Annotated in this window: 21 protein-coding genes and 1 riboswitch; of the genes, 16 read left to right on the forward strand and 5 right to left on the reverse strand. The window is 72.4% G+C overall.

Annotation, left to right across the window (positions count from 1 at the left end; genetic code table 11):
* Positions 1–61: 61 nt before the first annotated feature.
* The 5 genes from ACFVZH_RS03570 (at position 62) to ACFVZH_RS03590 (ending at position 6549) form a co-directional block, all read left to right on the forward strand.
* Entirely contained in the window at positions 62–871 is an 810-nt protein-coding gene (locus ACFVZH_RS03570) for a c-type cytochrome (RefSeq protein WP_384892527.1), read from the forward strand.
* A complete protein-coding gene (locus tag ACFVZH_RS03575) occupies positions 868–1920 on the forward strand; it encodes a Rieske 2Fe-2S domain-containing protein (protein WP_384892530.1) in 1053 nt (350 codons plus the stop codon). Before ACFVZH_RS03570 ends, ACFVZH_RS03575 begins: the two co-directional genes overlap by 4 nt.
* Entirely contained in the window at positions 1917–3539 is a 1623-nt protein-coding gene (locus ACFVZH_RS03580; RefSeq protein ID WP_384892533.1) for a cytochrome bc complex cytochrome b subunit, read from the forward strand. Before ACFVZH_RS03575 ends, ACFVZH_RS03580 begins: the two co-directional genes overlap by 4 nt.
* 130 nt (positions 3540–3669) lie before the next feature.
* Positions 3670–4734 carry an anthranilate phosphoribosyltransferase gene (gene trpD / locus ACFVZH_RS03585; RefSeq protein WP_384892536.1) on the forward strand — a complete coding sequence of 355 codons (1065 nt, stop codon included), beginning with the start codon at positions 3670–3672 and terminating at the stop codon, positions 4732–4734.
* Between the two features lie 85 nt (positions 4735–4819).
* A riboswitch (SAM riboswitch) is annotated at positions 4820–4936 on the forward strand.
* Positions 4937–5154: 218 nt separating this feature from the next.
* Positions 5155–6549 (forward strand): aminotransferase class V-fold PLP-dependent enzyme, encoded by a 1395-nt coding sequence (locus ACFVZH_RS03590; RefSeq protein ID WP_384892539.1) that lies wholly within the window; start codon positions 5155–5157, stop codon positions 6547–6549.
* Between the two features lie 71 nt (positions 6550–6620).
* On the opposite strand, the gene ACFVZH_RS03595 is transcribed toward ACFVZH_RS03590, so the two are convergent.
* Complete coding sequence (locus ACFVZH_RS03595; RefSeq protein ID WP_017238849.1) at positions 6621–6902, reverse strand: Lrp/AsnC family transcriptional regulator; 282 nt, start codon at positions 6900–6902, stop codon at positions 6621–6623.
* Positions 6899–7633, reverse strand: coding sequence for a rhomboid family intramembrane serine protease (locus tag ACFVZH_RS03600; RefSeq protein ID WP_384892542.1), 735 nt, complete (start codon positions 7631–7633; stop codon positions 6899–6901). Before ACFVZH_RS03600 ends, ACFVZH_RS03595 begins: the two co-directional genes overlap by 4 nt.
* 158 nt (positions 7634–7791) lie before the next feature.
* On the opposite strand from ACFVZH_RS03600, the gene ACFVZH_RS03605 reads away from it, so the two are divergent.
* The 5 genes from ACFVZH_RS03605 (at position 7792) to ACFVZH_RS03625 (ending at position 13248) form a co-directional block, all read left to right on the forward strand.
* Positions 7792–8034, forward strand: coding sequence for a hypothetical protein (locus ACFVZH_RS03605; RefSeq protein WP_017238847.1), 243 nt, complete (start codon positions 7792–7794; stop codon positions 8032–8034).
* A 35-nt stretch (positions 8035–8069) separates the two neighbouring features.
* A complete protein-coding gene (locus ACFVZH_RS03610; protein WP_384892544.1) occupies positions 8070–9434 on the forward strand; it encodes an NYN domain-containing protein in 1365 nt (454 codons plus the stop codon).
* A 258-nt stretch (positions 9435–9692) separates the two neighbouring features.
* On the forward strand, positions 9693–10730 hold the full coding sequence (locus ACFVZH_RS03615) for an NlpC/P60 family protein (protein ID WP_384892547.1): 1038 nt from the start codon (positions 9693–9695) through the stop codon (positions 10728–10730).
* Positions 10731–10927: 197 nt separating this feature from the next.
* On the forward strand, positions 10928–11953 hold the full coding sequence (locus ACFVZH_RS03620; protein ID WP_384892549.1) for an NlpC/P60 family protein: 1026 nt from the start codon (positions 10928–10930) through the stop codon (positions 11951–11953).
* Positions 11954–12033: 80 nt separating this feature from the next.
* Complete coding sequence (locus ACFVZH_RS03625) at positions 12034–13248, forward strand: hypothetical protein (RefSeq protein WP_384892552.1); 1215 nt, start codon at positions 12034–12036, stop codon at positions 13246–13248.
* A 175-nt stretch (positions 13249–13423) separates the two neighbouring features.
* Here ACFVZH_RS03625 and ACFVZH_RS03630 read toward each other — a convergent pair whose 3' ends face one another.
* On the reverse strand, positions 13424–13972 hold the full coding sequence (locus ACFVZH_RS03630; protein ID WP_384892929.1) for a PadR family transcriptional regulator: 549 nt from the start codon (positions 13970–13972) through the stop codon (positions 13424–13426).
* 101 nt (positions 13973–14073) lie between these two features.
* On the opposite strand from ACFVZH_RS03630, the gene ACFVZH_RS03635 reads away from it, so the two are divergent.
* A complete protein-coding gene (locus tag ACFVZH_RS03635) occupies positions 14074–15402 on the forward strand; it encodes an MATE family efflux transporter (protein WP_384892555.1) in 1329 nt (442 codons plus the stop codon).
* Here ACFVZH_RS03635 and ACFVZH_RS03640 read toward each other — a convergent pair.
* Positions 15363–16637 carry a glycosyltransferase 87 family protein gene (locus tag ACFVZH_RS03640; RefSeq protein ID WP_384892558.1) on the reverse strand — a complete coding sequence of 425 codons (1275 nt, stop codon included), beginning with the start codon at positions 16635–16637 and terminating at the stop codon, positions 15363–15365. The genes ACFVZH_RS03635 and ACFVZH_RS03640 overlap by 40 nt on opposite strands.
* Before the next feature lie 85 nt (positions 16638–16722).
* Here ACFVZH_RS03640 and ACFVZH_RS03645 point away from each other — a divergent pair, with 85 nt between their 5' ends.
* On the forward strand, positions 16723–17865 hold the full coding sequence (locus ACFVZH_RS03645; RefSeq protein ID WP_384892561.1) for a glycosyltransferase family 4 protein: 1143 nt from the start codon (positions 16723–16725) through the stop codon (positions 17863–17865).
* A gap of 86 nt (positions 17866–17951) precedes the next feature.
* Here the strand turns inward: ACFVZH_RS03645 and ACFVZH_RS03650 are convergent, their stop codons facing one another.
* Complete coding sequence (locus ACFVZH_RS03650) at positions 17952–19748, reverse strand: AMP-dependent synthetase/ligase (RefSeq protein WP_384892564.1); 1797 nt, start codon at positions 19746–19748, stop codon at positions 17952–17954.
* A 255-nt stretch (positions 19749–20003) separates the two neighbouring features.
* Between ACFVZH_RS03650 and ACFVZH_RS03655 the strand changes: the two genes are divergently transcribed.
* The 4 genes from ACFVZH_RS03655 (at position 20004) to ACFVZH_RS03670 (ending at position 22943) form a co-directional block, all read left to right on the forward strand.
* A complete protein-coding gene (locus tag ACFVZH_RS03655; RefSeq protein ID WP_384892567.1) occupies positions 20004–20771 on the forward strand; it encodes a metallophosphoesterase in 768 nt (255 codons plus the stop codon).
* An 88-nt stretch (positions 20772–20859) separates the two neighbouring features.
* Positions 20860–21300: an SRPBCC family protein gene (locus ACFVZH_RS03660; protein ID WP_384892570.1), complete on the forward strand. Its 441-nt coding sequence runs from the start codon at positions 20860–20862 to the stop codon at positions 21298–21300.
* Positions 21301–21331: 31 nt separating this feature from the next.
* Positions 21332–22462, forward strand: coding sequence for an ArsA family ATPase (locus tag ACFVZH_RS03665; protein WP_384892574.1), 1131 nt, complete (start codon positions 21332–21334; stop codon positions 22460–22462).
* A gap of 40 nt (positions 22463–22502) precedes the next feature.
* Entirely contained in the window at positions 22503–22943 is a 441-nt protein-coding gene (locus ACFVZH_RS03670; RefSeq protein WP_384892576.1) for a DUF5304 domain-containing protein, read from the forward strand.
* Position 22944 lies beyond the last annotated feature (1 nt).

Raw genomic sequence — 22944 nt, forward strand, 5'->3', positions numbered from 1 at the left:
CACGGCGGACCGAGACATCCAGCAAGCATCGACGCAGAAGATCCTGACACCGGGGTAATCCGTGAAAAAGCTCTCCGCACGACGACGCCATCCGCTGGCGGCGGTCGTCGTCCTACTTCTCGCGCTGGCGGCCACTGGGGGGCTGTACGCCGCGTTCGCGCCCGCGGGCACGGCGAAGGCCGATGAAACCGCCCAGTCCCTCGCCATCGAGGAGGGGAAGAAGCTCTACTCCGTCGGCTGCGCCAGCTGCCACGGAACCGGCGGTCAGGGAACCTCTGACGGCCCGTCCCTCGTCGGCGTCGGTTCGGCCGCGGTCGACTTCCAGGTCGGTACGGGTCGCATGCCGGCCCAGCAGCCGGGCGCCCAGGTCCCGAAGAAGAAGGTCATCTACTCGCAGGCTGAGATCGATCAGCTCGCGGCGTACGTCGCCTCTCTCGGTGCCGGTCCGATCACGCCGGCCGAGGGCCAGTACAGCCCTGACGGTGCCGACATCGCCAAGGGTGGCGAGCTGTTCCGCACCAACTGTGCCCAGTGCCACAACTTCACCGGCGAGGGTGGCGCGCTGACCTACGGCAAGTACGCCCCGAGCCTCGAAGGCGTGAGCCCGAAGCACCTCTACGAGGCCATGCAGACCGGCCCGCAGAACATGCCCTCCTTCCCGGACACGACCATGCCGGAGAAGGAGAAGAAGGACATCATCGCGTACGTCCAGGCCGTCAACAGTGACAAGGCCGACAACCCGGGCGGTCTCAAGCTCGGTGGCCTCGGCCCCGTCAGTGAGGGCCTGTTCGCCTGGGTCTTCGGTCTGGGTGCGCTGATCGCAGTTGCCATCTGGGTCGCGGCCCACACCGCTAAGGCCAAGAAGTCATGAGTAGCCAAGAGATTCCAGAAGAGAACCTGCCGGCAGGGCAGGACACCGCGCACGGCGCGGTGAAGGTCGCCGACGACCCGTTCGCCGACCCGGGCCTCCCGCCCCACAAGCCGCGCGTCCAGGACATCGACGAGCGGGCCGCCCGCCGGTCCGAGCGCACGGTCGCCTTCATGTTCACGCTGTCGATGCTGGCCACCGTCGGCTTCATCGCGTCGTACGTGATCTTCCCGGTCGACGAGATCGTGTACATCTGGCCGCTCGGCCGGGTGTCCGCGCTCAACTTCGCCCTGGGCTGGACCCTCGGTCTGGCGCTCTTCTTCATCGGCGCGGGCGCGGTCCACTGGGCCCGCACCCTGATGTCCGACGTCGAGGTCGCGGACGAGCGGCACCCGATCCAGGCCGACGCCGAGACCAAGGCGAAGGTCATGGCGGACTTCGCGGCCGGTGCCGCCGAGTCGGGCATGGGCCGCCGCAAGCTCATCCGCAACACGATGTTCGGCGCGCTGTCGCTCGTCCCGCTCTCCGGCATCGTGCTGCTGCGCGACATGGGCCCGCTGCCCGAGGAGAAGCTCCGGACCACCATGTGGGCCAAGGGGCTGCAGCTCATCAACATGAACACGAACGAGCCGCTGCGTCCCGAGGACGTCGCCGTCGGTTCGCTCACGTTCGCGATGCCCGAGGGCCTCTCGGAGCACGACCACCACTTCCAGGTCGAGATCGCCAAGGCCGCCCTGATGATCGTCCGGATCCAGCCGGAGGACATCAAGGACAAGCGCGAACTCGAGTGGTCGCACGAGGGCATCGTCGCCTTCTCGAAGATCTGCACCCACGTGGGCTGCCCGATCTCCCTGTACGAGCAGCAGACGCACCACGTGCTCTGCCCGTGCCACCAGTCCACCTTCGACCTCTCCGACGGCGCCCGCGTCATCTTCGGCCCGGCCGGTCACGCCCTCCCGCAGCTGCGGATCGGCGTGAACGACAAGGGCTTCCTGGAGGCGCTCGGCGACTTCGACGAGCCCGTCGGTCCTGCCTTCTGGGAGCGCGGATGAGCACCGTGACCGATACGAAGAAAGCACCCGCCGGTGAGCGGGTGGCCGACTGGGCCGACGGACGCCTGGGGATCTACACGCTGGCCAAGGCCAACATGCGGAAGATCTTCCCGGACCACTGGTCCTTCATGCTGGGCGAGATCTGCCTCTACAGCTTCCTCATCATCATCCTGACGGGCGTCTATCTGACGATGTTCTTCCACCCGTCGATGAACGAGGTGGAGTACGTCGGACCGTACGTCCCGCTCCAGGGACAGCTGATGTCCGAGGCGTTCAACTCGACGATGCACATCTCGTTCGAGGTCCGCGGTGGTCTGCTCATCCGGCAGATCCACCACTGGGCGGCGCTGATCTTCCTCGCCGGCATGTTCGTGCACATGATGCGCGTCTTCTTCACGGGCGCGTTCCGCAAGCCGCGTGAGATCAACTGGCTGTTCGGCTTCCTGCTGTTCTTCCTGGGCATGTTCACCGGCTTCACCGGTTACTCGCTCCCGGACGACCTGCTCTCCGGCACCGGTGTCCGCTTCATGCAGGGCGCGATCCTGTCCGTGCCGGTCCTCGGCACGTACCTGTCGATGTTCCTGTTCGGCGGGGAGTTCCCCGGCGGCGACTTCGTGGCCCGGTTCTACTCGGCCCACGTGCTCCTGCTGCCCGGCATCATGCTCGGCCTCGTGGTGGCGCACCTCATCCTGGTGTTCTTCCACAAGCACACGCAGTTCGCCGGCCCCGGCCGTACGAACAAGAACGTCGTGGGCATGCCGCTGCTGCCGGTCTACATGGCCAAGGCCGGAGGCTTCTTCTTCCTGGTCTTCGGTGTCATCGCGGTCATCGCGGCGATCGCCTCGATCAACCCGATCTGGGCCATCGGCCCGTACCGGCCGGACCAGGTGTCCACCGGCGCCCAGCCCGACTGGTACATGGGCTTCGCCGAGGGTCTGATCCGTGTCATGCCGGGCTGGGAGATCAACCTCTGGGGCCACACGCTCGTCCTGGGCGTGATGATCCCGCTGGCGATCTTCCCGGCGGTCCTGGCCGCGATCGCGGTCTACCCGTTCATCGAGTCCTGGATCACCGGCGACAAGCGCGAGCACCACATCGCGCAGCGCCCGCGCAACGCTCCGACGCGCACCGCCTTCGGCGTCGCCTGGATCACCGCGTACATGATCATGCTCGTGGGTGGTGGAAACGACCTCTGGGCGACCCACTTCCACCTGTCGCTGAACTCGATCACCTGGTTCGTGCGGATCTTCTTCTTCGTCGGTCCGGTCCTCGCGTTCATCGCCACCAAGCGGATCTGCCTCGGCCTCCAGCGCCGCGACAAGGACAAGGTGCTGCACGGCCGCGAGTCGGGCATCATCAAGCGCCTGCCGCACGGTGAGTTCGTCGAGGTCCACCAGCCGCTCAGCCAGGGCGAGCTGCACCGCCTCACCGCTCACGAGCAGTACGACGCCGCGGAGCTTCCGCCGGCCGTCGACGAGAACGGTGTGGAGCGCAAGGTCGGCCCCCTGGAGAAGCTCCGGGTCAAGCTGAACAAGGGCTACTACGGCGGCGACAGCCAGATCGCCAAGCCGACGGCCGAGGAGTACCAGGAGATCCAGAGCGGCCACGGCCACCACTGATCACCTTGATCTCCTGACCCCCTGAAGGTCGCCACGGCGAGAGCCCCGTCCATTCGATGGACGGGGCTCTTTGCCGTCCCTCCGGGTCGATAGGGTGGGTCCGTACCCGTCACGATCACCAGGAGCTGCCATGAGCGCTGCGACCCCCGCTGGAGGACCTACGTCGGCGGGCCGCTCCTGGCCCGTCCTGCTGAACGGACTGCTCGACGGCAGGGACCTCTCGGCCGACGACACGGCCTGGGCGATGGACCTGATCATGAGCGGCGAGGCGACCGACGCCCAGATCGCCGGGTTCATGGTGGCGCTGCGGGCCAAGGGCGAGACCGTGCAGGAGATCGTCGGTCTCGTACGGACCATGTACGCGCACGCCAACGTGATCGAGGTGCCGGGCCCCGCCGTCGACATCGTCGGCACCGGCGGCGACGGCGCCAAGACGGTCAACATCTCCACGATGGCGTCGATCGTGGTCGCCGGCACGGGAACGAAGGTCGTCAAGCACGGCAACCGCGCCGCGTCCTCCGCCTCCGGCTCCTCCGACGTCCTGGAGAAGCTCGGCATCAATCTGAACCTGACCCCGCGGCGGGTCGCCGAGGTCGCCGAGGAAGCCGGCATCACCATCTGCTTCGCGGTGAAGTTCCACCCCTCGCTGCGGCACGTCGCCGCCGCCCGCGGCCAGCTCGGCATCCGGACGACCTTCAACGTCCTCGGTCCGCTGACCAACCCGGCCAAGGTGACGGCCCAGGCCGTCGGCGTGGCCGACCCGCGGATGGCGCCGATCGTCGCCGGAGTCCTCGCCGAGCGCGGCAACTCCGCGCTGGTCTTCCGCGGCGACGACGGCCTGGACGAGCTGACGACCACGTCCACCTCCCGGGTGTGGGTGGTCAGGGACGGCGGCGTCACCGAGGAGCGCTTCGACCCCCGCGACGTCGGCATCGACCTCGTCCCCCTGGAGGCGCTGCGCGGAGCGGACGCCTCGTACAACGCCGACGTCGCCCGCCGGCTCCTCGCCGGGGAGACCGGTCCGGTACGGGACGCGGTGCTGCTCAACGCGGCGGCGGCGCTCACCGCCCTGGAGCCCGGCACGGGCACCCTGGCGGAGCAGCTGAGCGCGGGCATCGCGAGGGCGGCCGAGTCCCTCGACTCCGGCGCGGCCCGCCGTTCCCTGGAAGGCTGGATCGCCGCCACCAACGCCTGATCGGCGCGTATGCCGCGCGTGACCCCGGTCCAGCATCCGGACCGGGGTCTTGCGCCTCGGCGATCATGTGGCAGGATGCTCTACAGGTCACGAGTGACAGCGTTTTGGCCCCGGCTTGCTGTCCGGCAACCCTCCGTCCGTGGCGGGGTGCCCCGGGTGATGACCAGGCCGTAGGCAGCGAGGTCTACGGCAAGCGCGGACCCCTCGAACACCAGGGGTCCTGGTCTCTCGAGGAGCTTTTTCCGTGAGCAAGCGAATGCGATAGGGCGAGTCCGCCCCTACTTCACCCTCGGAACAGGGTCACTTCCGCGTACCCGCGTGCGACCCCGTCGTCTCCGAGGCATCACCCGTACCCCGCCGTGTCCGGCCGCGTACGGGATCACCGAAGCCATTCCGCACCGCCCGCCGGGAGATACCGCCATGTCCGCACGCCCGAACACCGCCACCGTCGAGACCGCCGCCGCCGAGTCCGCCGACCCCTGCTGCGCCGCCCCGCTGGCCGTCCTCGGCCGGGACGTCACCGTCCCGCTCGTCACCGGCGGCGAGGTGACCTACGCGGCGCTCGACTACGCGGCCAGCGCGCCGGCCCTCCAGCGGGTCTGGGACGACGTCGCCGCGTACGCCCCCTACTACGGCAGCGTCCACCGCGGCGCCGGCTACCTCTCCCAGCTCTCCACCGACCTCTTCGAGAACAGCCGCGTCACCGTCGCCGAGTTCCTCGACTGCCGGCCCGGCGACCAGGTCGTCTTCACCCGCTCCACCACCGACTCGCTCAACCTGCTCGCCGCCACGCTCCCCGCCGACTGCCAGGTCTTCGTCTTCGAGACCGAGCACCACGCCTCGCTGCTGCCCTGGCGGGACGCCCGCGTCACCTACCTCAACGCGCCGCGCACCCCGGAGCAGGCCGTCGCCACCCTGGAGCGGGCCCTCGCCGACCGCGACCCCTACGGCCCCGCGCTGGTCTGCGTCACCGGTGCCTCCAACGTCACCGGCGAGCTGTGGCCGGTGCGGGAGCTCGCCGCCGCCGCGCACGCCCACGGCGCCCGGATCGTGCTCGACGCCGCGCAGCTCGCGCCCCACCACCCGGTCTCCGTGCGGGAGTTGGACGTGGACTGGGTCGCCTTCTCCGGCCACAAGCTGTACGCGCCCTTCGGCTCCGGAGTCCTCGCGGGCCGCGCCGACTGGTTCCAGGACGCCGAGCCCTACCTCGCGGGCGGCGGCGCCTCCCGCAAGGTGGCGCGCCGCGCCGACGGCGGTGTGGACGTGGAGTGGCACACCACCGCGGCCCGGCACGAGGCCGGCTCCCCGAACGTCATCGGCGTCTACTCCATCGCCTCCGCCTGCAAGGCGCTCACCGAGGCCGGCTTCGACGGGCTGGTGGCCCGCGAGCAGCATCTGATCGACACGGTGCGCGCGGGTCTCGCGGAGGTCCCCGAGGTCAAGGTGCTGTCGCTCTTCGGCGACGACGCGCCCCGGGTCGGCGTCATCTCCTTCGTCGTGGAGGGCTGGAACAGCTCCCACTTCGCCGCCGCGCTCTCCGCCGAGTACGGCATCGGCGTCCGCGACGGCCTGTTCTGCGCCCACCCGCTGGTCCGCACCCTGCTCGGCAGCGACCCGCAGGACCCGGGCGAGTGCGGCGCCCCGGAGGCCGCTCCCGGCGAGCGTTCGCTCAACGCCATCCGGGTGAGCTTCGGCGCCGGTACGCCGGACGAGCACGTGGAGCGGTTCGTCGGCGCCGTGAAGGAGCTCGTCCGGGACGGCGCGCAGTGGAAGTACCGCACCGAGGACGGCCGCTGCGTCCCCGACCGCGGCTGATCGCTCACTCTTACGGGTGAAGGGGGCCTCCCGTCCGGGAGGCCCCCTTCGTGCGTCTCGCGGTCCGGGTGTCAGGACTCCAGACCGATGGCGAAGGCCGCCTCCAGGTCGTGCTGGGAGTACGTGCGGAACGCCACGTGGGTGTCCGTGGCCTCGACGCCCGGGATCTTGCTGATGCGGCCGGGGATCACGTCCGCCAGGTCGTCGTGGCGGGGCACCCGGACCATGGCGATGAGGTCGTACGTGCCGGTCACCGAGAAGACCTCGCTGACGCTGTCGAGCGCGGCGATCGACTCGGCGATCTCGGGGATGCGGTCCACGCTGGTCTTGATGAGCACGATCGCGGTGATCACGGCTGGCTTTCTCCCTCGGTGGCCGCGGCTGGAGCCTTCACTCTATCCCCACCCCGGTAGCACCCCCAGGCGTAGAGGAAGCCGACGGAGAAGCCCACGACGTGGGCGAGGTAGGCGACGCCCGGACCCGGTCCCGCCGCGCGGGCGGCCATCCACTGGAGCGCGAACCAGAAGATCAGCACGATCCAGGCGGGGAAGCGCAGCGGCAGGAAGAGGAGGAAGGGGAAGAGGCTGGTCACCCGGGCGCGGGGGAAGAGGAAGAGGAAGCCGCCGAGCACCCCGGAGATCGCCCCGGAGGCCCCCACGAGGGTCTGCTCGCTGTCCGCGTGCGCCACCGCGTACCCGAGCAGCGCCAGATAGCCGGTGCCCAGGTAGAAGAGGGCGAACCCGGCCGGGCCCATGCGCTCTTCGACCATGGCGCCGAAGACGTACAGGAAGAGCATGTTCCCCAGCAGGTGGAGCCAGCTGCCGTGGACGAAGAGCGCGGTGAGCGGGGTGATCAGGGCGTGCGGCTCGCCGCTCATCAGCTCGGCGGGGACGACGCCCCAGCGGCGGAAGTACGCCCCCTGCGCCGCCAGGAGCGCGTCCCCCGTGCCGTACGCCGGATTGAGCCCGGCGACGGGACTGGTCGCGAAGAGGAGGCAGCAGGCGGCGATCAGTCCGTACGTCACCGTGGGCCCCTTGCGTGCGCCCTGCCAGGCGCCGCGAGCCGCTCCTCGCCAGTCGATCATGGACAGATCATCGCGTACCGGGGCCGAAGTGGACAGAGTGCCTCGCCGTGCCCCGGGGTACCGGCGAGGCCGTAGGGTTACGGGCACGACGACCGCAGTTCGACGGCGCACCGCGGCTCCCGCACCTGGTCCCACGCAACAGGAAGAAGGACGGCACGATGACGACGGTTCCCCTGCCGACCGCCGAGACCCGCTGGCGCTGCACCCTCTGCGGCAACCTGACCCGCTTCGACGTGACGCGCTCCTCGAAGGTCGTCGAGTACGTCCATCTGGACCTCGCGGGCGATCCGACGGTCGAGGAGCGGCAGGTGGTCAGTGAGACCATCGAGTCGGTCCGCTGCCGCTGGTGCAACGCGGTGGACCAGATCGAACTGGTGGACAGGCCGGGCGCCGCCTCCTGAGGGACGGCGCGGATGACATAGGGGTGTGACGGATCGTGGAGCAGCCCGCGCACGGTGGAGAGCCGGCCGGCGCGGCAGGTGACGCTGCCGAGACGCTCGACCACCCACTGCCGGAAGGCGTCCGGCGGCGGGTCGTCGCGCTGGTCGCCGACGCCTTCGGCGGACTGACCGTCGCCGAGCTCCCCGCACCCCTGCGCCAGTACGCCCGCTTCACCGCCAGCCGGCGGGCCAAGTTCGCCGGCAACGCGATGGCGGCCGCGCTGGAGAGCGACCCGCTGTTCCGGCAGCGGATCGGCGAACGGTTCAAGCAGGGCGAGCCCGAGCTGGCCGGGGCCGTGGAGACCGGCACCCCGCCGGCCGCCGCCGACCCCGTCGACGTGGCGGCCGCCGCCTATGTACTGCGCCCGCCCGGCTGGGTCAAGCTCGTGGCCGCCGCGGGCGAGGAGGCCCAGCGGGTCGACGCCGAGCGGGCCGACGAGGCCGGCCGGCGCGAGCTGGAGCGCCTCCGCGAGGAGCTGGCCGGGGCCCGGGACCGCTCCCGGGGCGAGACCGAGCAGCTGAGGCACGACCTGGAGGCGGCCCGCAAGGAAGCGGAATCGCTTCACCGCAAGCTGCGCAGCGCCCAGAGCGACGTGAAGCGCGGCGAGGCCGCGCTGCGCCGCGTCCAGGGCGAGATCGACGCCGTACGCGCCGAGGGGGCCGCCCAGTTGTCGGTCGCCGAGAGCGAGACCCGGCGGCTCAAGGCCCGGCTCGGCGAGGTCGAGACGGCCCTGGAGGCAAGTCGCCGGACCGCCCGCGAGGGGCGTTCGGTGGAGGACATGCGGCTGCGGCTGCTCCTGGACACGGTGCTCGACGCGGCCCAGGGCCTGCGCCGCGAACTGGCCCTGCCGCCCGTGTCGGTGCACCCCGCGGACACCGTCGACGCGGTGGAGCCGGGGCGCATGTCGCCGAAGGACATCGCGGCGCGCGCGCTCTCGGAGACCGATCCGGCGCTGCTCGACCAGCTCCTCGCGCTGCCGCAGGCCCATCTCGTCGTCGACGGCTACAACGTCACCAAGACCGGCTATCCGACGATGCCGCTGGAGAAGCAGCGGCTGCGGCTGCTCGGCGGTCTCTCGGCCCTCGCGGCCCGTTCGGGCGCCGAGGTCACCTGTGTCTTCGACGGGGCGGAGCTGGCGGCCCCGGTGCTGCTCGCGCCGCCGCGCGGGGTACGGGTGCTGTTCTCCAAGCCCGGTGTCACTGCCGACGAGTTGATCCGGCAGCTGGTGCGGGCGGAGCCGCCGGGACGGCCGGTCGTGGTGGTCTCCACCGACCGCGAGGTGGCCGACGGCGTGGCGAAGGCGGGTGCGCGCCCGGTGGCGTCCGTCTTGTTGCTGAAGCGGCTTTCGCGCCTCTCGTAGCATCATCGCAACTCATGGGCCTTATGCCCGAATTCTGGATGGCGGACCGTCAAGTCGCCATCACTGCCCGTGTGCTGCGTGTGAACAAAGTGCCGTGGGAGCGATATTTTTGCCGGTGGGATTTGAACTGATCACAACTTGGTCACTAGGGTCAGGCATCGAACCTTCGCGCGGTTGATCACCCATCCGGGGTGGCGGCGGAGGAACCGCCTGCCCCTTACCGGTTGGGCGGCTCTGAGGAAGAAGGAGATCGCCTTCGTGGCGTCCCACCGTCGACCCAAGCAGCCGAGCCGCGCCCGTGTGACCGTGCTCACCGTGACCGCGGCCGCCGCCGTGGCCTTCACCGCACAGTCCGGTGCCCAGGCGGCCCCCGCCCAGCCCAAGATCGACGAGGTCAAGTCGAAGGTCGACAAGCTGCACCACGAGGCCGAAGAGGCCACGGAGCAGTACAACCTCGCCGAGGAGCGCCGCGGCAAGCTGCAGACGGAGATCGGCAACCTGCAGGACAAGGTGGCCCGCGGTCAGCAGGAGCTCAACACCCTGCGCGACCAGATCGGTTCGGTCGCCAGCGCCCAGTACCGCTCCGGCGGCATCGACCCGGCGCTCCAGCTCTTCCTCTCCGCCGACCCGGACACCTACCTCGACAAGGCGTCCGCGATCGACCAGCTGAGCGCCCAGCAGGCCGACGTGCTCACCTCGATCCAGGCCAAGCAGCGCACCCTCGCGCAGCAGCGGGCCGAGGCCACCACGAAGCTGGCCGACCTCGAGGACGTCCGCAAGACGCTCGCCGCCAAGAAGAAGAAGTTCCAGGGCAAGCTGGCCGAGGCCCGCAAGCTGCTCAACACGCTCACCGCGGCCGAGAAGGCCAAGATCCAGGAGCAGGAGCAGCGGGCCAGCCGCGACGCCGGCGAGCGCGTCGACCTGGGCAACGAGGTTCCCGCGAACGGCTTCGGCGCCGCGGCGCTCGCCGCCGCCGACACCCGCGTCGGCATGCCGTACGCCTCCGGCCACGAGGGCCCCGGCTCGTTCGACTGCTCCGGTCTGACCCAGTGGTCCTATGGCAAGGCGGGCATCGACCTCACCCGCACCACCTACACCCAGCAGAACGACGGCACGAAGATCGGCCGCAGCCAGCTCAAGCCGGGCGACCTGGTCTTCTTCAACGGCCTGCAGCACGTCGGCCTGTACGCGGGCAACAACACCGTCCTGCACGCCCCCTACTCGGGTGCCTACGTCCGCTACGAGTCGATGAACACCCTGGGCAGCTTCCAGTTCGGGGTCCGCGTCGGCGGCTGACGCCCCCGCGACCCGCTGCGGTATGCCGCCCGAACGGGTGGTTCGCCACGACGCGCGCTGACCTGACGCCCCGCCGGTGACCTGTGTTCTCCGGCGGGGCGTCACTTTGTGTGCCCGGCGCCTTCGTTGGACGCGGAGTGATCAGCGGCTACTGTCTGCCGCGCCAGTCTGCGTCGAGCCGAACGGAGCGCGAATTCGTGGCGTCCCACCGCCGACCCGTCAGGGTCACCGTCCTCACCGCCGCCGCCGCGGCCACCGCGGCGGCGTCCCTCGGGGCCGTCCCCGCGAGCGCCGACCCCGGTGCCGGCCCCGCGGCCACCCGCGCCACGGTCGACCGCCTCTTCGAGGAGGCCGAGAAGGCCACCGAGGGCTACAACAGCGCGGACGAGAAGACGGACGCGCTGCGCCGGACGGTCGCCGAGGCCCGGGACGGCCTCGCCCGCGGCCAGGAGCGGATCAACCGCATGCGGGGCGCGCTCGGCTCGGTCGCCGGAGCCCAGTACCGCTCCGGCGGCATGGACCCCGCCCTCGCCCTGCTGCTCTCCTCCGACCCCGACAGCTACCTCGACCGCGCCTCCGCGCTCGACCGGGCCACCGCCCGGCAGGGCGCCGCGCTCGGCGAACTCCGGCGGGAGCAGCGCCGGCTGGACCAGAAGCGGTCGGAGGCCCGGACGGCCCTGACCGAGCTGGAGCGCAGCCGGGCCGAGGTCGCCCGCCACAAGCGGACGGTCGAACGCAAGCTGGCCGAGGCCCGCCGGGTGCTCGCCTCCCTCACCGCCGAGGAGCGCGCCGACTTCGACCGCGCCACCCGCGACGGCGGGCGCGACGGCGGACCCGCCGAGGAGCTGCCGCCGCTCGGCGACCTCGACCCGGCCTCCTCGCGGGCCTCCGCCGCGGTGATCGCCGCCCGCAGCGCGATCGGCAGGCCGTACGTGTGGGGGGCGACCGGGCCGTCCGCGTTCGACTGCTCGGGCCTGATGGTCTGGTCGTACCGCCAGGCCGGCATCAGCCTGCCGCGCACCTCCTCGGCGCAGCGGTACGCGGGCCGCCAGGTGCCGCTGTCGCAGGCGCAGCCCGGGGACCTGGTCACCTACCGCGGCGACGCCAGCCACGTCGCGATCTACGCGGGCAACGGACAGGTCATCCACGCGCCCTACCCCGGCGCCCGGGTGCGCTACGACCCGGTGAACATGATGTCGCATGTGACGGTGACCCGGGTCTGACCCGGGTCTGACCCGGGACCGGGGGCGACCGCGCCCGGACCGGGAGCGGGTCCGGGCGCTCCACCCGTACGATCGAGGGCGTGGCAGGTCAGGGCAGTGGAGGGGCGCGCGGCGCGGCCGTGTGCCTGCTGGCGGCCCTGCTGGCCCTCGCCGGGTGCACGGCCCCGGCACCGGCCGGCCCGTCCGTCCGGGAGGTCCAGAGCCTGCTCGACCGGCACGCGCGGGCGCTGCTGGACCGGGACGAGGCCGGCTATCTCGCGGACCTGGACCCCTCGCTCGCACCGGCCGCGCGCAGCGAGTTCGACCGGCTCGCGAAGGTCCCGCTGGGTGGCCTGGACTACCGGGTCACCGACGTCGACCCGGCCGGCGAGGGCAAAGCCACCGCCGAGGCCGAGCTGGGGTACCGGATCAAGGGCTACGACTCCGGGCCCGCCACCACCGGCCGCGTCCTGGACCTCGCCGAGCGGGACGGCCGCTGGTACGTCACCGGCGACCGGGCCGCCGAGGGCGCCCCGCAGCAGCTGTGGCAGCAGGGCGAGGTGGAGACGGTGACCGGCCGGCGCAGCCTCGTCCTCGGCGTGGGGCAGAGCACCGAGCGGCTCCGGGAGATCGCGGCGGCCGCGGACCGGGCGGTGCCGGCCGTCGGCGACGCGTGGCGCGGGAACTGGGCGGGCCGGATCGTGGTCCTCGTCCCCGCCTCGCTCGACGCGATGGGCCGGCTCCTCGGCGGTCCCGCCGCCTCCTACCGGGGCATCGCGGCCGTCACCACGGGGCAGCTGGGCGGCGGCCCGAAGGCCCCCGCCGACCGTGTGATCGTGAACCCGGACGCGTACACGGTGCTCGGCGCGTTCGGCCGGCAGCTGGTCCTCACCCACGAGACCACGCATGTCGCGACGCGCACCCAGACGACGAGGGCCACCCCGGTCTGGCTCTCCGAGGGCCTCGCCGACTGGGTCGCCTACCGGGGGACGGGCCGCACCGCGGCCCAGGCCGCGCCCGAGCTGCGCCGCGCGGTCCTCGCGGGCGACGTGCCGGCCGCGCTCCCGGACGACGCCGACTTCCGGTTCGGCGGCGACGCGGAGGCTTTGGCGCGGGCCTACGAGGGCGGCTGGCTCGCCTGCGAGCTGATCGCGGACCGCTGGGGCGCGACGGCGCTGACGGACTTCTACCGGGCGGTGGGCGCGCACCCGGCCCGGGAGGGCGCGGTGGAGAAGGCGCTCCACGACGTCCTGGACACCACCCCGGAGGAGTTCACCGCCGCCTGGCGCGCCTCGCTGCGGGAACGGCTCGGGTAGAAGGCGGCGCCGGCCGGGAGGCGGCGCCGGCCGGGAGGCGGCGCCGGCCGGGAGGCGGCGCCGGCCGGGAGGCGGCGCGGGCCGGGAGCGGTCTGGCCGGGGGTGTCCCGGCCTGGAGCCGTCCGGGCCGCGAGCCGTCCGGGCCTGGAGTCGTCCCGACCAGGAGCCGTCCCGGCTAAGGCGTGTCCTCGCGGCCCGGCTTCGCTTCGAGTTCCCGCAGGGCCTCCACGAGCCATGCCTTCTCGGCCGTGCCCGTCGCGCGGGCGATGCGCAGCATGCCCTGGCGGAAGAGGTCGGGCTCGCGCTCGGCGGTGACGGGGGTGCCGGCCGCGTAGAAGAAGCTGGCGGGGGCGGAGAGGAACTCCTGGCGGCGACGGAGCACCGCCGCCTGGTCGGCCGGGTCGGGGAGGTGGCCGAGGAAGGCGAGCAGGGTGAAGAAGCGCTGGCCGTCGGTGATCTCGGCGTCCTTGGGGGCGCGCAGCCGGGCGAGCAGCTCCCGGCGTCCCTCGGCGGTGAGCGAGAGCGTCCGGCGCGGGGCGGCGCTCGCGCCCGGCTCCGTACGGCTGTCGACCAGGCCGTTCTTCACCAGCCGGGTGATGGCCGGGTAGAGGGCTCCGTCGCTGACCGGGCGGACGTGGCCGCTGAGGCCGTGGATGCGTTCCTTCAGCTCGTACCCGTGCAGCGGCTTCTCGTAGAGGAAGCCCAGGATCGACAGTTCCAGCACCGGGCGGGTCTCCTTCGTGCTTGTCGTGGGGCCGCTCGCCATGCTACCTCTTTTCGAGATGCCTCGAATCGAGGTAGCTCGAAAAGAGGGGGAACCGTCGCATGTCCTCACACCGCCGGACGCTCGTCCGGCTCGCCCGCCCGGTCTATCTGGAACTCCTCGCCGGAGTCGCCGCCGGCATCATCAACATGGTCTGGGTCGCCCGGCTCGGCGGGGACGCCGTCGCCGCGGTCGCCGTCGCCACCAACGTCGAGAACCTGCTGCTCGGCGTCGTCCTCATGGCCGGCTCCGGCACCACCGTCCTCGTCGCCCGGGCCCGCGGAGCCGACGACCCCGGCGCCGTCCGCGCCGCCGTCCGCGGCGGCGCCGCCCTCTGCGCCCTCCTCGTGCCACCGGTCGCCGTCGGCGGATACCTGCTGCGCGACCCGCTCGCCGCCCTCCTGCTCGGCGGCCCGGACCACCCCGCCCACGCCCTGGCCACCGCCTACTTCGCGATCGCGCTCCCCGGCACGGCCGTCTTCTTCGCCACCCACGTCCTCGACGGTGTCCTCAAGGGCGCCGGCGACACCCGCACCCCCATGCGGCTCGCCTTCCTCGCCAACGGACTGATCCTCGTCCTCGACCCGCTGCTCATCCACGCCCACGGGGTGCCGGGCGCGGCCCTCGCCACCGTCACCGGCCGCTCCGTCGCCCTCGCCGCCGGCCTGCTCGCCCTGCGCCGCGACCCCCTGCTGAAGGCCGCCCGGGCGGCCCGGGCCGCCCTGCCCACCGCCGCGGCCCTGCGCCGTACCGCGGCCACCGGACTGCCGATGGCCGTCGACTTCACGGTCCGGATGGCCGGGGCCCTCGCGCTCGTCTCCGTCATCGCCCGGATCGGCGTCACCGAGATCGCCGCCTACGGCATCGCGACCAAGGCCATGTACGTCGCCACCATGGCCTTCTACGCCGTCCGGCAGGCCGCCGCCATCCACAGCGCCCACCTCCTCGGCGCCGGACGGGACGAACGGCGGGCCGTCGGACGGCAGGCGCTCCTCCTCGGCTCCGGCCTCGGCCTCGGGGCCGCCGGACTGCTGCTCGCCGGCGCGGACCCCGTCATGCGCGCCTTCGGCACCGAGCCCGACGTGGCGGCGGCGGGCACGCTCTTCCTGCGCTGCCTCGGCCCCTACCTGCTGCTCATGGCCGGATACATCGCGGTCGCCGGGGTCTTCGAAGGCACCGGCGCCGGCCCGCGGCTCGCCCGGATCACCGTCGCGGGCGTCCTCGTCCAGCTCCCGCTGGCGTACGGGCTCTCAGGGTGGGGCCTCGGCGGGATCTGCCTGGCCATGGCCCTCGCCATGGCCGCCCAGTGCGCGGCGCTCGGCCTGCTGTACCGCCGGACCGCCACCGATCCTCAGAAGGAACCCGAGAGGGCCTTCTCGCGCTCCGGCTGAGCGACCGTCGCCAGGGCGGCGGCCTCCGCGAGCCGCGGCTCCGTCACCGTCTGGCGCCACAGGATCCGGCAGGCGATCAGCGTGGCGGCTATCAGCAGGCCGTTGCGGGTGAACAGCACCGCCACGCCCAGCGGGTCGCTCCGCGTCACGTGCGAGAACCACACCGGGAACTCGAACTGCGTCACCGCCGTCGCCCAGATCACCAGGTGAGCCGGCCGCCGCATCCGGCTCGACCGGTACGCCATGCAGACCGCGGCCAGGCCGACGAGCCACAGCATGTACTGGGGGGAGAGCACCCGGCTCGTCGCCGTGAACAGCAGCACCGCCACGAAGGCCGCGTCCGCCACCGTCGACGAGGTGAAGGCCCGCGCCCGGAGCCGCCACACGAGCAGCCAGCCGAAGGCGGCGATGGTGAGCATCATCGCGGCCGTCGAGACGGCCGACACGTACGGGCCGAGGAACTCGATCGAGCCGTAGTTCATCCGCGCCTCGCCCTCCCAGCCGAAGTGCCGGATGACGTGGAAGACCATCGAGCCCAGCGACTCGACCTCCGTGCCCCGGTCGCGCTGGAAGCCGAGGAAGGCCAGCGCCCCCGGCATCCACAGCACGCACAGCAGCAGCACGGCGGCCGCCGCACCCGCCGCGGTCGTCCAGGACCGGAAGGTCGCCCGGCCCTTCGGGGTGCCCGCGAGCAGCAGCACCGGCCACACCTTCAGGACCGCGCCGAACCCGGCGAGGGCGCCCAGGACGCGCGGGCTCCGGCCGGCCGCCAGCAGCGCCGCCACCGCGACGGCGGTCACCATCACGTCGTACCGGGCGTACGCGGTCGGGCCGAGCAGCGGGACACCCGCGATCCAGAGCCAGGCTCCGTGCGACGACCGGCCCGCACGGCGGCCCGTGTGCAGGAGCAGCCCGAAGACCAGCGCGTCACAGAGGAAGGCGAGGACGAAGAAGGCGGACGCGTAGCCGAGGAACGGCAGCAGTCCGGGCGCGAGGATCGCGAGCGCCGCCGCCGGCGGGTACTGCCAGGTGACGTCGTCCAGCGGATACGTGCCCGTCCGCAGGACCTCGTACCAGCCCTGGTAGATGTTCGAGACGTCGAAGGTGATGTCCGGCCCGGGGATCACCACGACCTTGAAGACGCACAGCAGCAGGATGATCCGGGTCAGACCCCAGAGGCCCAGCGGAAGCCGCAGGCTCGTGCGTGACCCGTTCCCCACCACACCCGTCGTCACTGTCTCGTCCTTGTCCTGTCTGGCCCGCCGGAGCGGGGGAGTGGTGTTGCCGGGCGGTGGAGGCGATCGCGTACTGTCGGCCACGATGCACAAGACCCTGATCGTAACCAACGACTTCCCGCCGCGTCCCGGCGGAATCCAGGCCTTCCTGCACAACATGGCGCTCCGCCTGGATCCCGACCGGATCGTGGTCTACGCCTCCACGTGGAAGCGCAGCCGCGAGGGGATCGAGGCGACGGCCGCGTTCGACGCCGAACAGCCTTTCACGGTCGTCCGGGATCGCACCACCATGCTGCTGCCGACTCCTCGGGTCACCGCCCGTGCCACCGCGCTGCTCCGCGAGCACGGCTGCGAGTCCGTGTGGTTCGGCGCGGCCGCGCCGCTCGGTCTGATGGCCCCGGCGCTGCGCAGGGCCGGGGCCGGGCGGCTCGTCGCCACCACGCACGGGCACGAGGCGGGCTGGGCCCAACTCCCCGCCTCCCGGCAGCTGTTGCGCCGCATCGGCGAGGGTACGGACACGATCACCTACCTCGGCGAGTACACCCGCTCCCGGATCGCGGCGGCCCTCACGCCCGCCGCCGCCGGCCGGATGGTCCAGCTCCCGCCCGGTGTGGACGAGAAGACCTTCCACCCCGATTCGGGCGGCGCCGCCGTCCGCGCCCGCCTCGGGCTCAGCGACCGACCCGTCGTCGTCTGCGTCTCCCGGCTCGTCCCGCGCAAGGGCCAGGACACCCTGATCCGGGCGATGCCGGGCATCCTCCGCCGGGTGCCGGACGCGGTCCTGCTGATCGTCGGCGGCGGCCCGTACGAGAAGGATCTGCGCCGCCTCGCCGCCGAGACCGGTGTGGCCGGATCCGTACGCTTCACCGGCGCCGTCCCCTGGTCGGAGCTCCCCGCCCACTACGGGGCCGGCGACGTCTTCGCCATGCCCTGCCGCACCCGGCGCGGCGGCCTCGACGTCGAGGGCCTCGGCATCGTCTATCTGGAGGCGTCCGCCACCGGCCTCCCGGTCGTCGCCGGCGACTCCGGCGGCGCCCCCGACGCCGTCCTCGACGGCGAGACCGGCTGGGTCGTGCGCGGCGAGTCCGCCGACGACACCGCCGACCGCGTCGCCACCCTCCTGCTCGACCCCGAGCTCCGCGCCCGCATGGGCGAGCGCGGCCGCGCCTGGGTCGAGGACAAGTGGCGCTGGGACCTCCTGGCCGAGCGGCTGCGCGCACTGCTGTAGGGGACGCCCGCCGGGCGGACGGAGACGGCCGGAGGCCCGGAGCGGGGTGTCGCTCCGGGCCTCCGGCCGTGCCTGCGGGTGCGCGGTCAGGCGCTGTAGATCGCCTCGATCTCGTCCGCGAAGTCCTTCGCCACCACGTTCCGCTTCAGCTTGAGGGACGGGGTGATGTGGCCCGCCTCCTCGGTGAACTGGGCGGGGAGGATGCGGAACTTGCGGACCGACTCGGCCTTGGAGACCGCGGCGTTGCCGTCGTCGATCGCGCGCTGGACCTCGGCCATGAGCTCCGCGTCCTCGCGGAGGGAGGCGGCCGTCGAACCGGCGGGCTTGCCGTGCTCCGCGGCCCAGCGGCCCAGGAACTCCTCGTCGATGGTGACCAGCGCGCCCACGAAGGGACGCCCGTCGCCGACCACCATGCACTCCGCGACCAGCGCGTGCGCGCGGATCCGGTCCTCGATGACCGCCGGGGCGACGTTCTTGCCGCCCGCCGTCACCAGGATCTCCTTCTTGCGGCCGGTGATCGCGAGGTAGCCGTCCTCGTCGAGGGTGCCGATGTCGCCCGTGTGGAACCAGCCGTCCGCCAGCGCCTCGGCCGTCGCCGCCTCGTTGTTCCAGTACCGCTGGAAGATGTGCTCGCCGTGCAGCAGCACCTCGCCGTCGTCGGCGATCCGCACCACCGAGCCCGGCAGCGGCTGGCCGACCGTGCCGATCTTCTGGCGGTCCCACGGGTTGAACGCGGTCGCGGCGCACGACTCGGTCAGGCCGTAGCCCTCCAGGACCGTGAAGCCGATGCCGCGGAAGAAGTGGCCGAGACGCTCGCCCAGCGGCGCACCGCCCGAGATCGCGGCCTCGCCGCGCCCGCCGAGCACCGCACGCAGCTTGCTGAAGACCAGCTTGTCGAAGAGCTTGTGCTTGAGCCTGAGGCCGAGGGACGGGCCCTGGGGGGTGCCGATCGCCCGGCTGTACGCGATGGCCGTGTGCGCGGCCTTGTCGAAGATCTTGCCCTTGCCGTCGGCCTGCGCCTTCGCCCGCGCGGAGTTGTAGACCTTCTCGAAGACGCGCGGCACGCCCAGGATCAGCGTCGGCTTGAACGAGGCCAGCTCGTCGGTGAGGTTCTTGATGTCCGGTACGCAGCCCAGCTTGATCGGCGCCATGATGGCCCCGATCTCGACGAGCCGCCCGAAGACGTGCGCGGCCGGCAGGAAGAGCAGCACCGAACACTCGCCGGTGCGGAAGAGCGGCTTCAGGCGCTCCACCACGTTGCCGCACTCGGCGAAGAACGCCCGGTGGGTCAGGACGCAGCCCTTGGGGCGGCCGGTCGTGCCGGACGTGTAGACGATCGTCGCCGGGTCGTCCGCGTTCGCCGCCGACATGCGCTCGTCGAGCAGCTCGTCGGAGACCTCCGCGCCGGTGGCGGTGAGGCGCGCGACCGCGTCGTCCTCGATCTGCCAGATGCCCTTGAGCTCCGGCAGGTTCGCGCGCACGGACTCGACCGACGCCCGGTGGCCCTCGCTCTCGACGAGGACCAGCGTCGCGCCCGAGTCGCCGAGGATCCACTGGATCTGCTCCGGCGAGCTGGTCTCGTACACCGGCACGGTCACGCCGCCGGCGCTCCAGATCGCGAAGTCGAGGAGCACCCACTCGTACCGCGTGCGGGACAGCAGCGCGACCCGGTCGCCCGGCTCGACGCCCGCGGCGATCAGGCCCTTGGCGGCCCCGCGGACCTCCGCGAGGAACTGGGTGGCGGTGACATCGGTCCAGACACCGTCGACCTTGCGCCCCATGACGGCGACGTCTGGGTGCTGGGAGGCGTTGCGGCGGATGAGATCCGTCAGGTTGCCGTCCGCGGGGACCTCGTACAGGGCCGGAAGGCTGAACTCGCGCAAGACTGCTGCTCCTCATCGGGCGCCGGCGCCACGGCTCTGTGTGATGCACCGGTGAAGTCCATGATCGGGCAGGTGCTCAGTGGGGATGAGCACGACTGGACTGCCCGGACGTTACCCACCAGTACATGGTTCCCGAAAGGGGGTCCCGGCCAGATGTTCCGTGCGTCACACATATATGACGGTGCTCTGCGCACAGTAATCCACCGGTTTCCCGACTCCCAAGTAACCGCAGGTGACACCCCCTAAGGTGGGCTCATGCGAGTCCATGTGGTCAGTGACGTGCACGGCAACGCCGGCGATCTCGCCCGGGCCGGAGAGGGCGCCGACGCCCTGATATGCCTGGGGGACCTCGTCCTCTTCCTCGACTACGCCGACCACGGCCGCGGGATCTTCCCCGACCTCTTCGGCGCCGAGAACGCCACCCGGCTCGTCGAGCTGCGCACCGCCCGCCGCTTCGACGAGGCCCGTGACCTGGGGCGCCGCCTCTGGGCCGGGCTCGACGTCGACCGGGACACCGCCATCGAGGCCGCCGTGCGCCGGCAGTACGCCGAACTCTTCGCCGCCTTCCCCACCCCCACCTACGCCACCTACGGCAACGTCGACATCCCCCGGCTCTGGACCGACTTCGCCGGACCGGGCACGACCGTCCTCGACGGGCAGCGGATCGAGCTCGGCGGCCTCACCGTCGGCTTCGTCGGCGGCGGCCTGCGCACCCCCATGCGCACCCCGTACGAGATCTCCGACGAGGAGTACGCGGCGAAGGTCGAGGCCCTCGGCGAGGTCGACATCCTCTGCTCCCACATCCCCCCGGACGTGCCCGAACTGACCTACGACACCGTCGCCCGCCGCTTCGAGCGCGGCAGCCGGGCCCTCCTGGACGCCATCCGCCGCACCAGGCCCCGGCACGCCCTCTTCGGCCACGTCCACCAGCCGCTGGCCCGGCGCATGCGGATCGGCTCGACCGAGTGCGTGAACGTCGGCCACTTCGCCTCGACGGGGAAGCCCTTCGCGCTGGAGTGGTGACGGGCGCGCAGTCGCGGCGCGATAGCCTTCCGTCGGCACGTCTGTGCCCCTTACTTCCGCCGGAACGCACCGTGGAGGAGCCACCGCGATGGCCGAACACACCAGCTCGAGCATCACCATCGAGGCGGCACCGGCCGACGTCATGGGCGTGATCGCCGACTTCGACCGCTACCCGGAGTGGACGGGCGAGGTGAAGGAGGCCGAGGTCCTGGAGACCGACGACGCCGGCCGCGCGGAGAAGGTCCGGCTCCTCCTCGACGCGGGCGCGATCAAGGACGACCACACCCTCGCCTACACCTGGACCGGTGCCAACGAGGTCAGCTGGACCCTGGTCAAGTCCCAGATGCTCCGCTCCCTCGACGGCTCCTACCGGCTCGCCCCGCTCGACGGCGACCGCACCCAGGTCACCTACCAGCTGACCGTCGACGTCAAGATCCCCATGCTCGGCATGATCAAGCGCAAGGCCGAGAAGGTCATCATCGACCGCGCCCTGGCCGGTCTGAAGAAGCGCGTCGAATCCGGCGCGTGACCCCCCGCGGGGCGGAGGTAACGTCCTCGGCATGCGGATCATCCTTGTCACCGGCCTTGGCGGCGCCGGACGCACCACCGTCGCCGCCGCGACCGCCCTCGCCGAGGCGCGGGCGGGCCGCCGGGTCCTGCTCGTCACCGAGGACACCGGACCGCTCCCGGACGGCGACGGGCTGCGGGTGCTCCGCCCCGAACCCGCCGCCGACTTCCGCCGCGAGTTCCTCGCCCTCCAGGCCCGCTCCGGCGCCGCGCTCGACCTGCTCGGTGCCGCGCCCTTCGAGGACGCCGAGCTGACCGAGCTGCCCGGCAGCCGTTCCTTCGCCCTGCTGCGCGCGCTGCGCGACGCCGCCGGGGGCGACCACGACCTCGCCGTCGTCGACCTGCCGCCGCTCCCCGAGGCGCTCGCCGTCCTCGCCCTGCCGGAGCAGCTCCGCCGCTACCTGCGCCGCCTGCTGCCGCCCGAGCGGCAGGCCGCCCGCGCCCTGCGCCCGATGCTGGCCCAGCTCGCCGGAGTCCCGATGCCCGCGCAGTGGCTGTACGAGACGACCGCCCGCTGGGAGGCCGAGCTCGCCGCCGTCCAGGACGTCGTCGACGGCCCCGGCACCACCGTCCGCCTCGTCCTCGAACCCGGCCCCGCCGCCACCCGGGCCCTGCGCACCGCGCGGCTCGGCCTCGCCCTCCAGGGCCTCGCCGTGGACGCCGTCGTCGCCAACCGGCTGCTGCCCGCCGCGTCGGAGGACCCCTGGCTCGCCGGACTGACCGCCGAGCAGCACCGGCACCTGGCCGAGCTCCGGACCGCCACCGACGTCCTGTACGAGCTCCCGCACCTCGGCCGGGACCCGCGCGGGACCGAGGACCTCGCGCTCCTCGCGCCCGTCCGGCCCGACACCCTCCCCGTCCCCGTACCGGAGTGGCCCGTCGAGGACCGGCGGGCCGAGGACGGCGTCCTCGTCTGGCACATCTCCCTGCCGGGGGCCGTCAAGGAGGACCTCTCCCTCGTCCGCCGCGGCGACGAACTGCTCCTGACCGTCGGCCCGTTCCGCCGCAACATCCCCCTGCCGGGCGCCCTGCGCCGCTGCACGGTGACCGGCGCCGGGCTCGTCGACGGCGACCTCCGCGTGCGCTTCACGCCCGACCCGGGACTCTGGCCCCGCACCCCCTGAGGCCGTGTACCGTCGAAGTACCAGCATCGAGGAGTACGCCATGAGCGATTCGGACGCCTGGGCCAAGGCATGCGCCGAGGACCTGGAGGCGGAGAAGGCCCGCCGCCGGGCGGAGCGCGGGGCCGAGCCCGGCTCTCCCGCCGAGGAGTTCCGCAAGCTCTTCGAGGCCGTCGCCGACAAGGTCTCCGGCGGTCTCGGGAACCCCCTCCTCGCGGGCCAGGCCGCGCAGACCGTGCAGCAGCTCGTCAACCAGGCGAAGGCCGTCGTCGAGCCCGTCATCGAGCGCAACCCGCAGGTCTTCGACCACCTCGCCGCCGCCGGAAGCGAACTGCTCGCCGCCTACCGCTCCGCCGTCGAGGGCCACGAGAGCCGCTGGACCCGGGGCGGACCCGTGGCCGAGGACGACCCGCGCCGGGACGCCGACGAGCCCCGCAAGGACGACGAAGGGCCGGGATCCGGCCAGCACATCGACCTGGACTGAT

Source organism: Streptomyces sp. NPDC059534, assembly GCF_042743475.1.
In the GTDB taxonomy this organism is placed as follows: Bacteria; Actinomycetota; Actinomycetes; order Streptomycetales; family Streptomycetaceae; genus Streptomyces.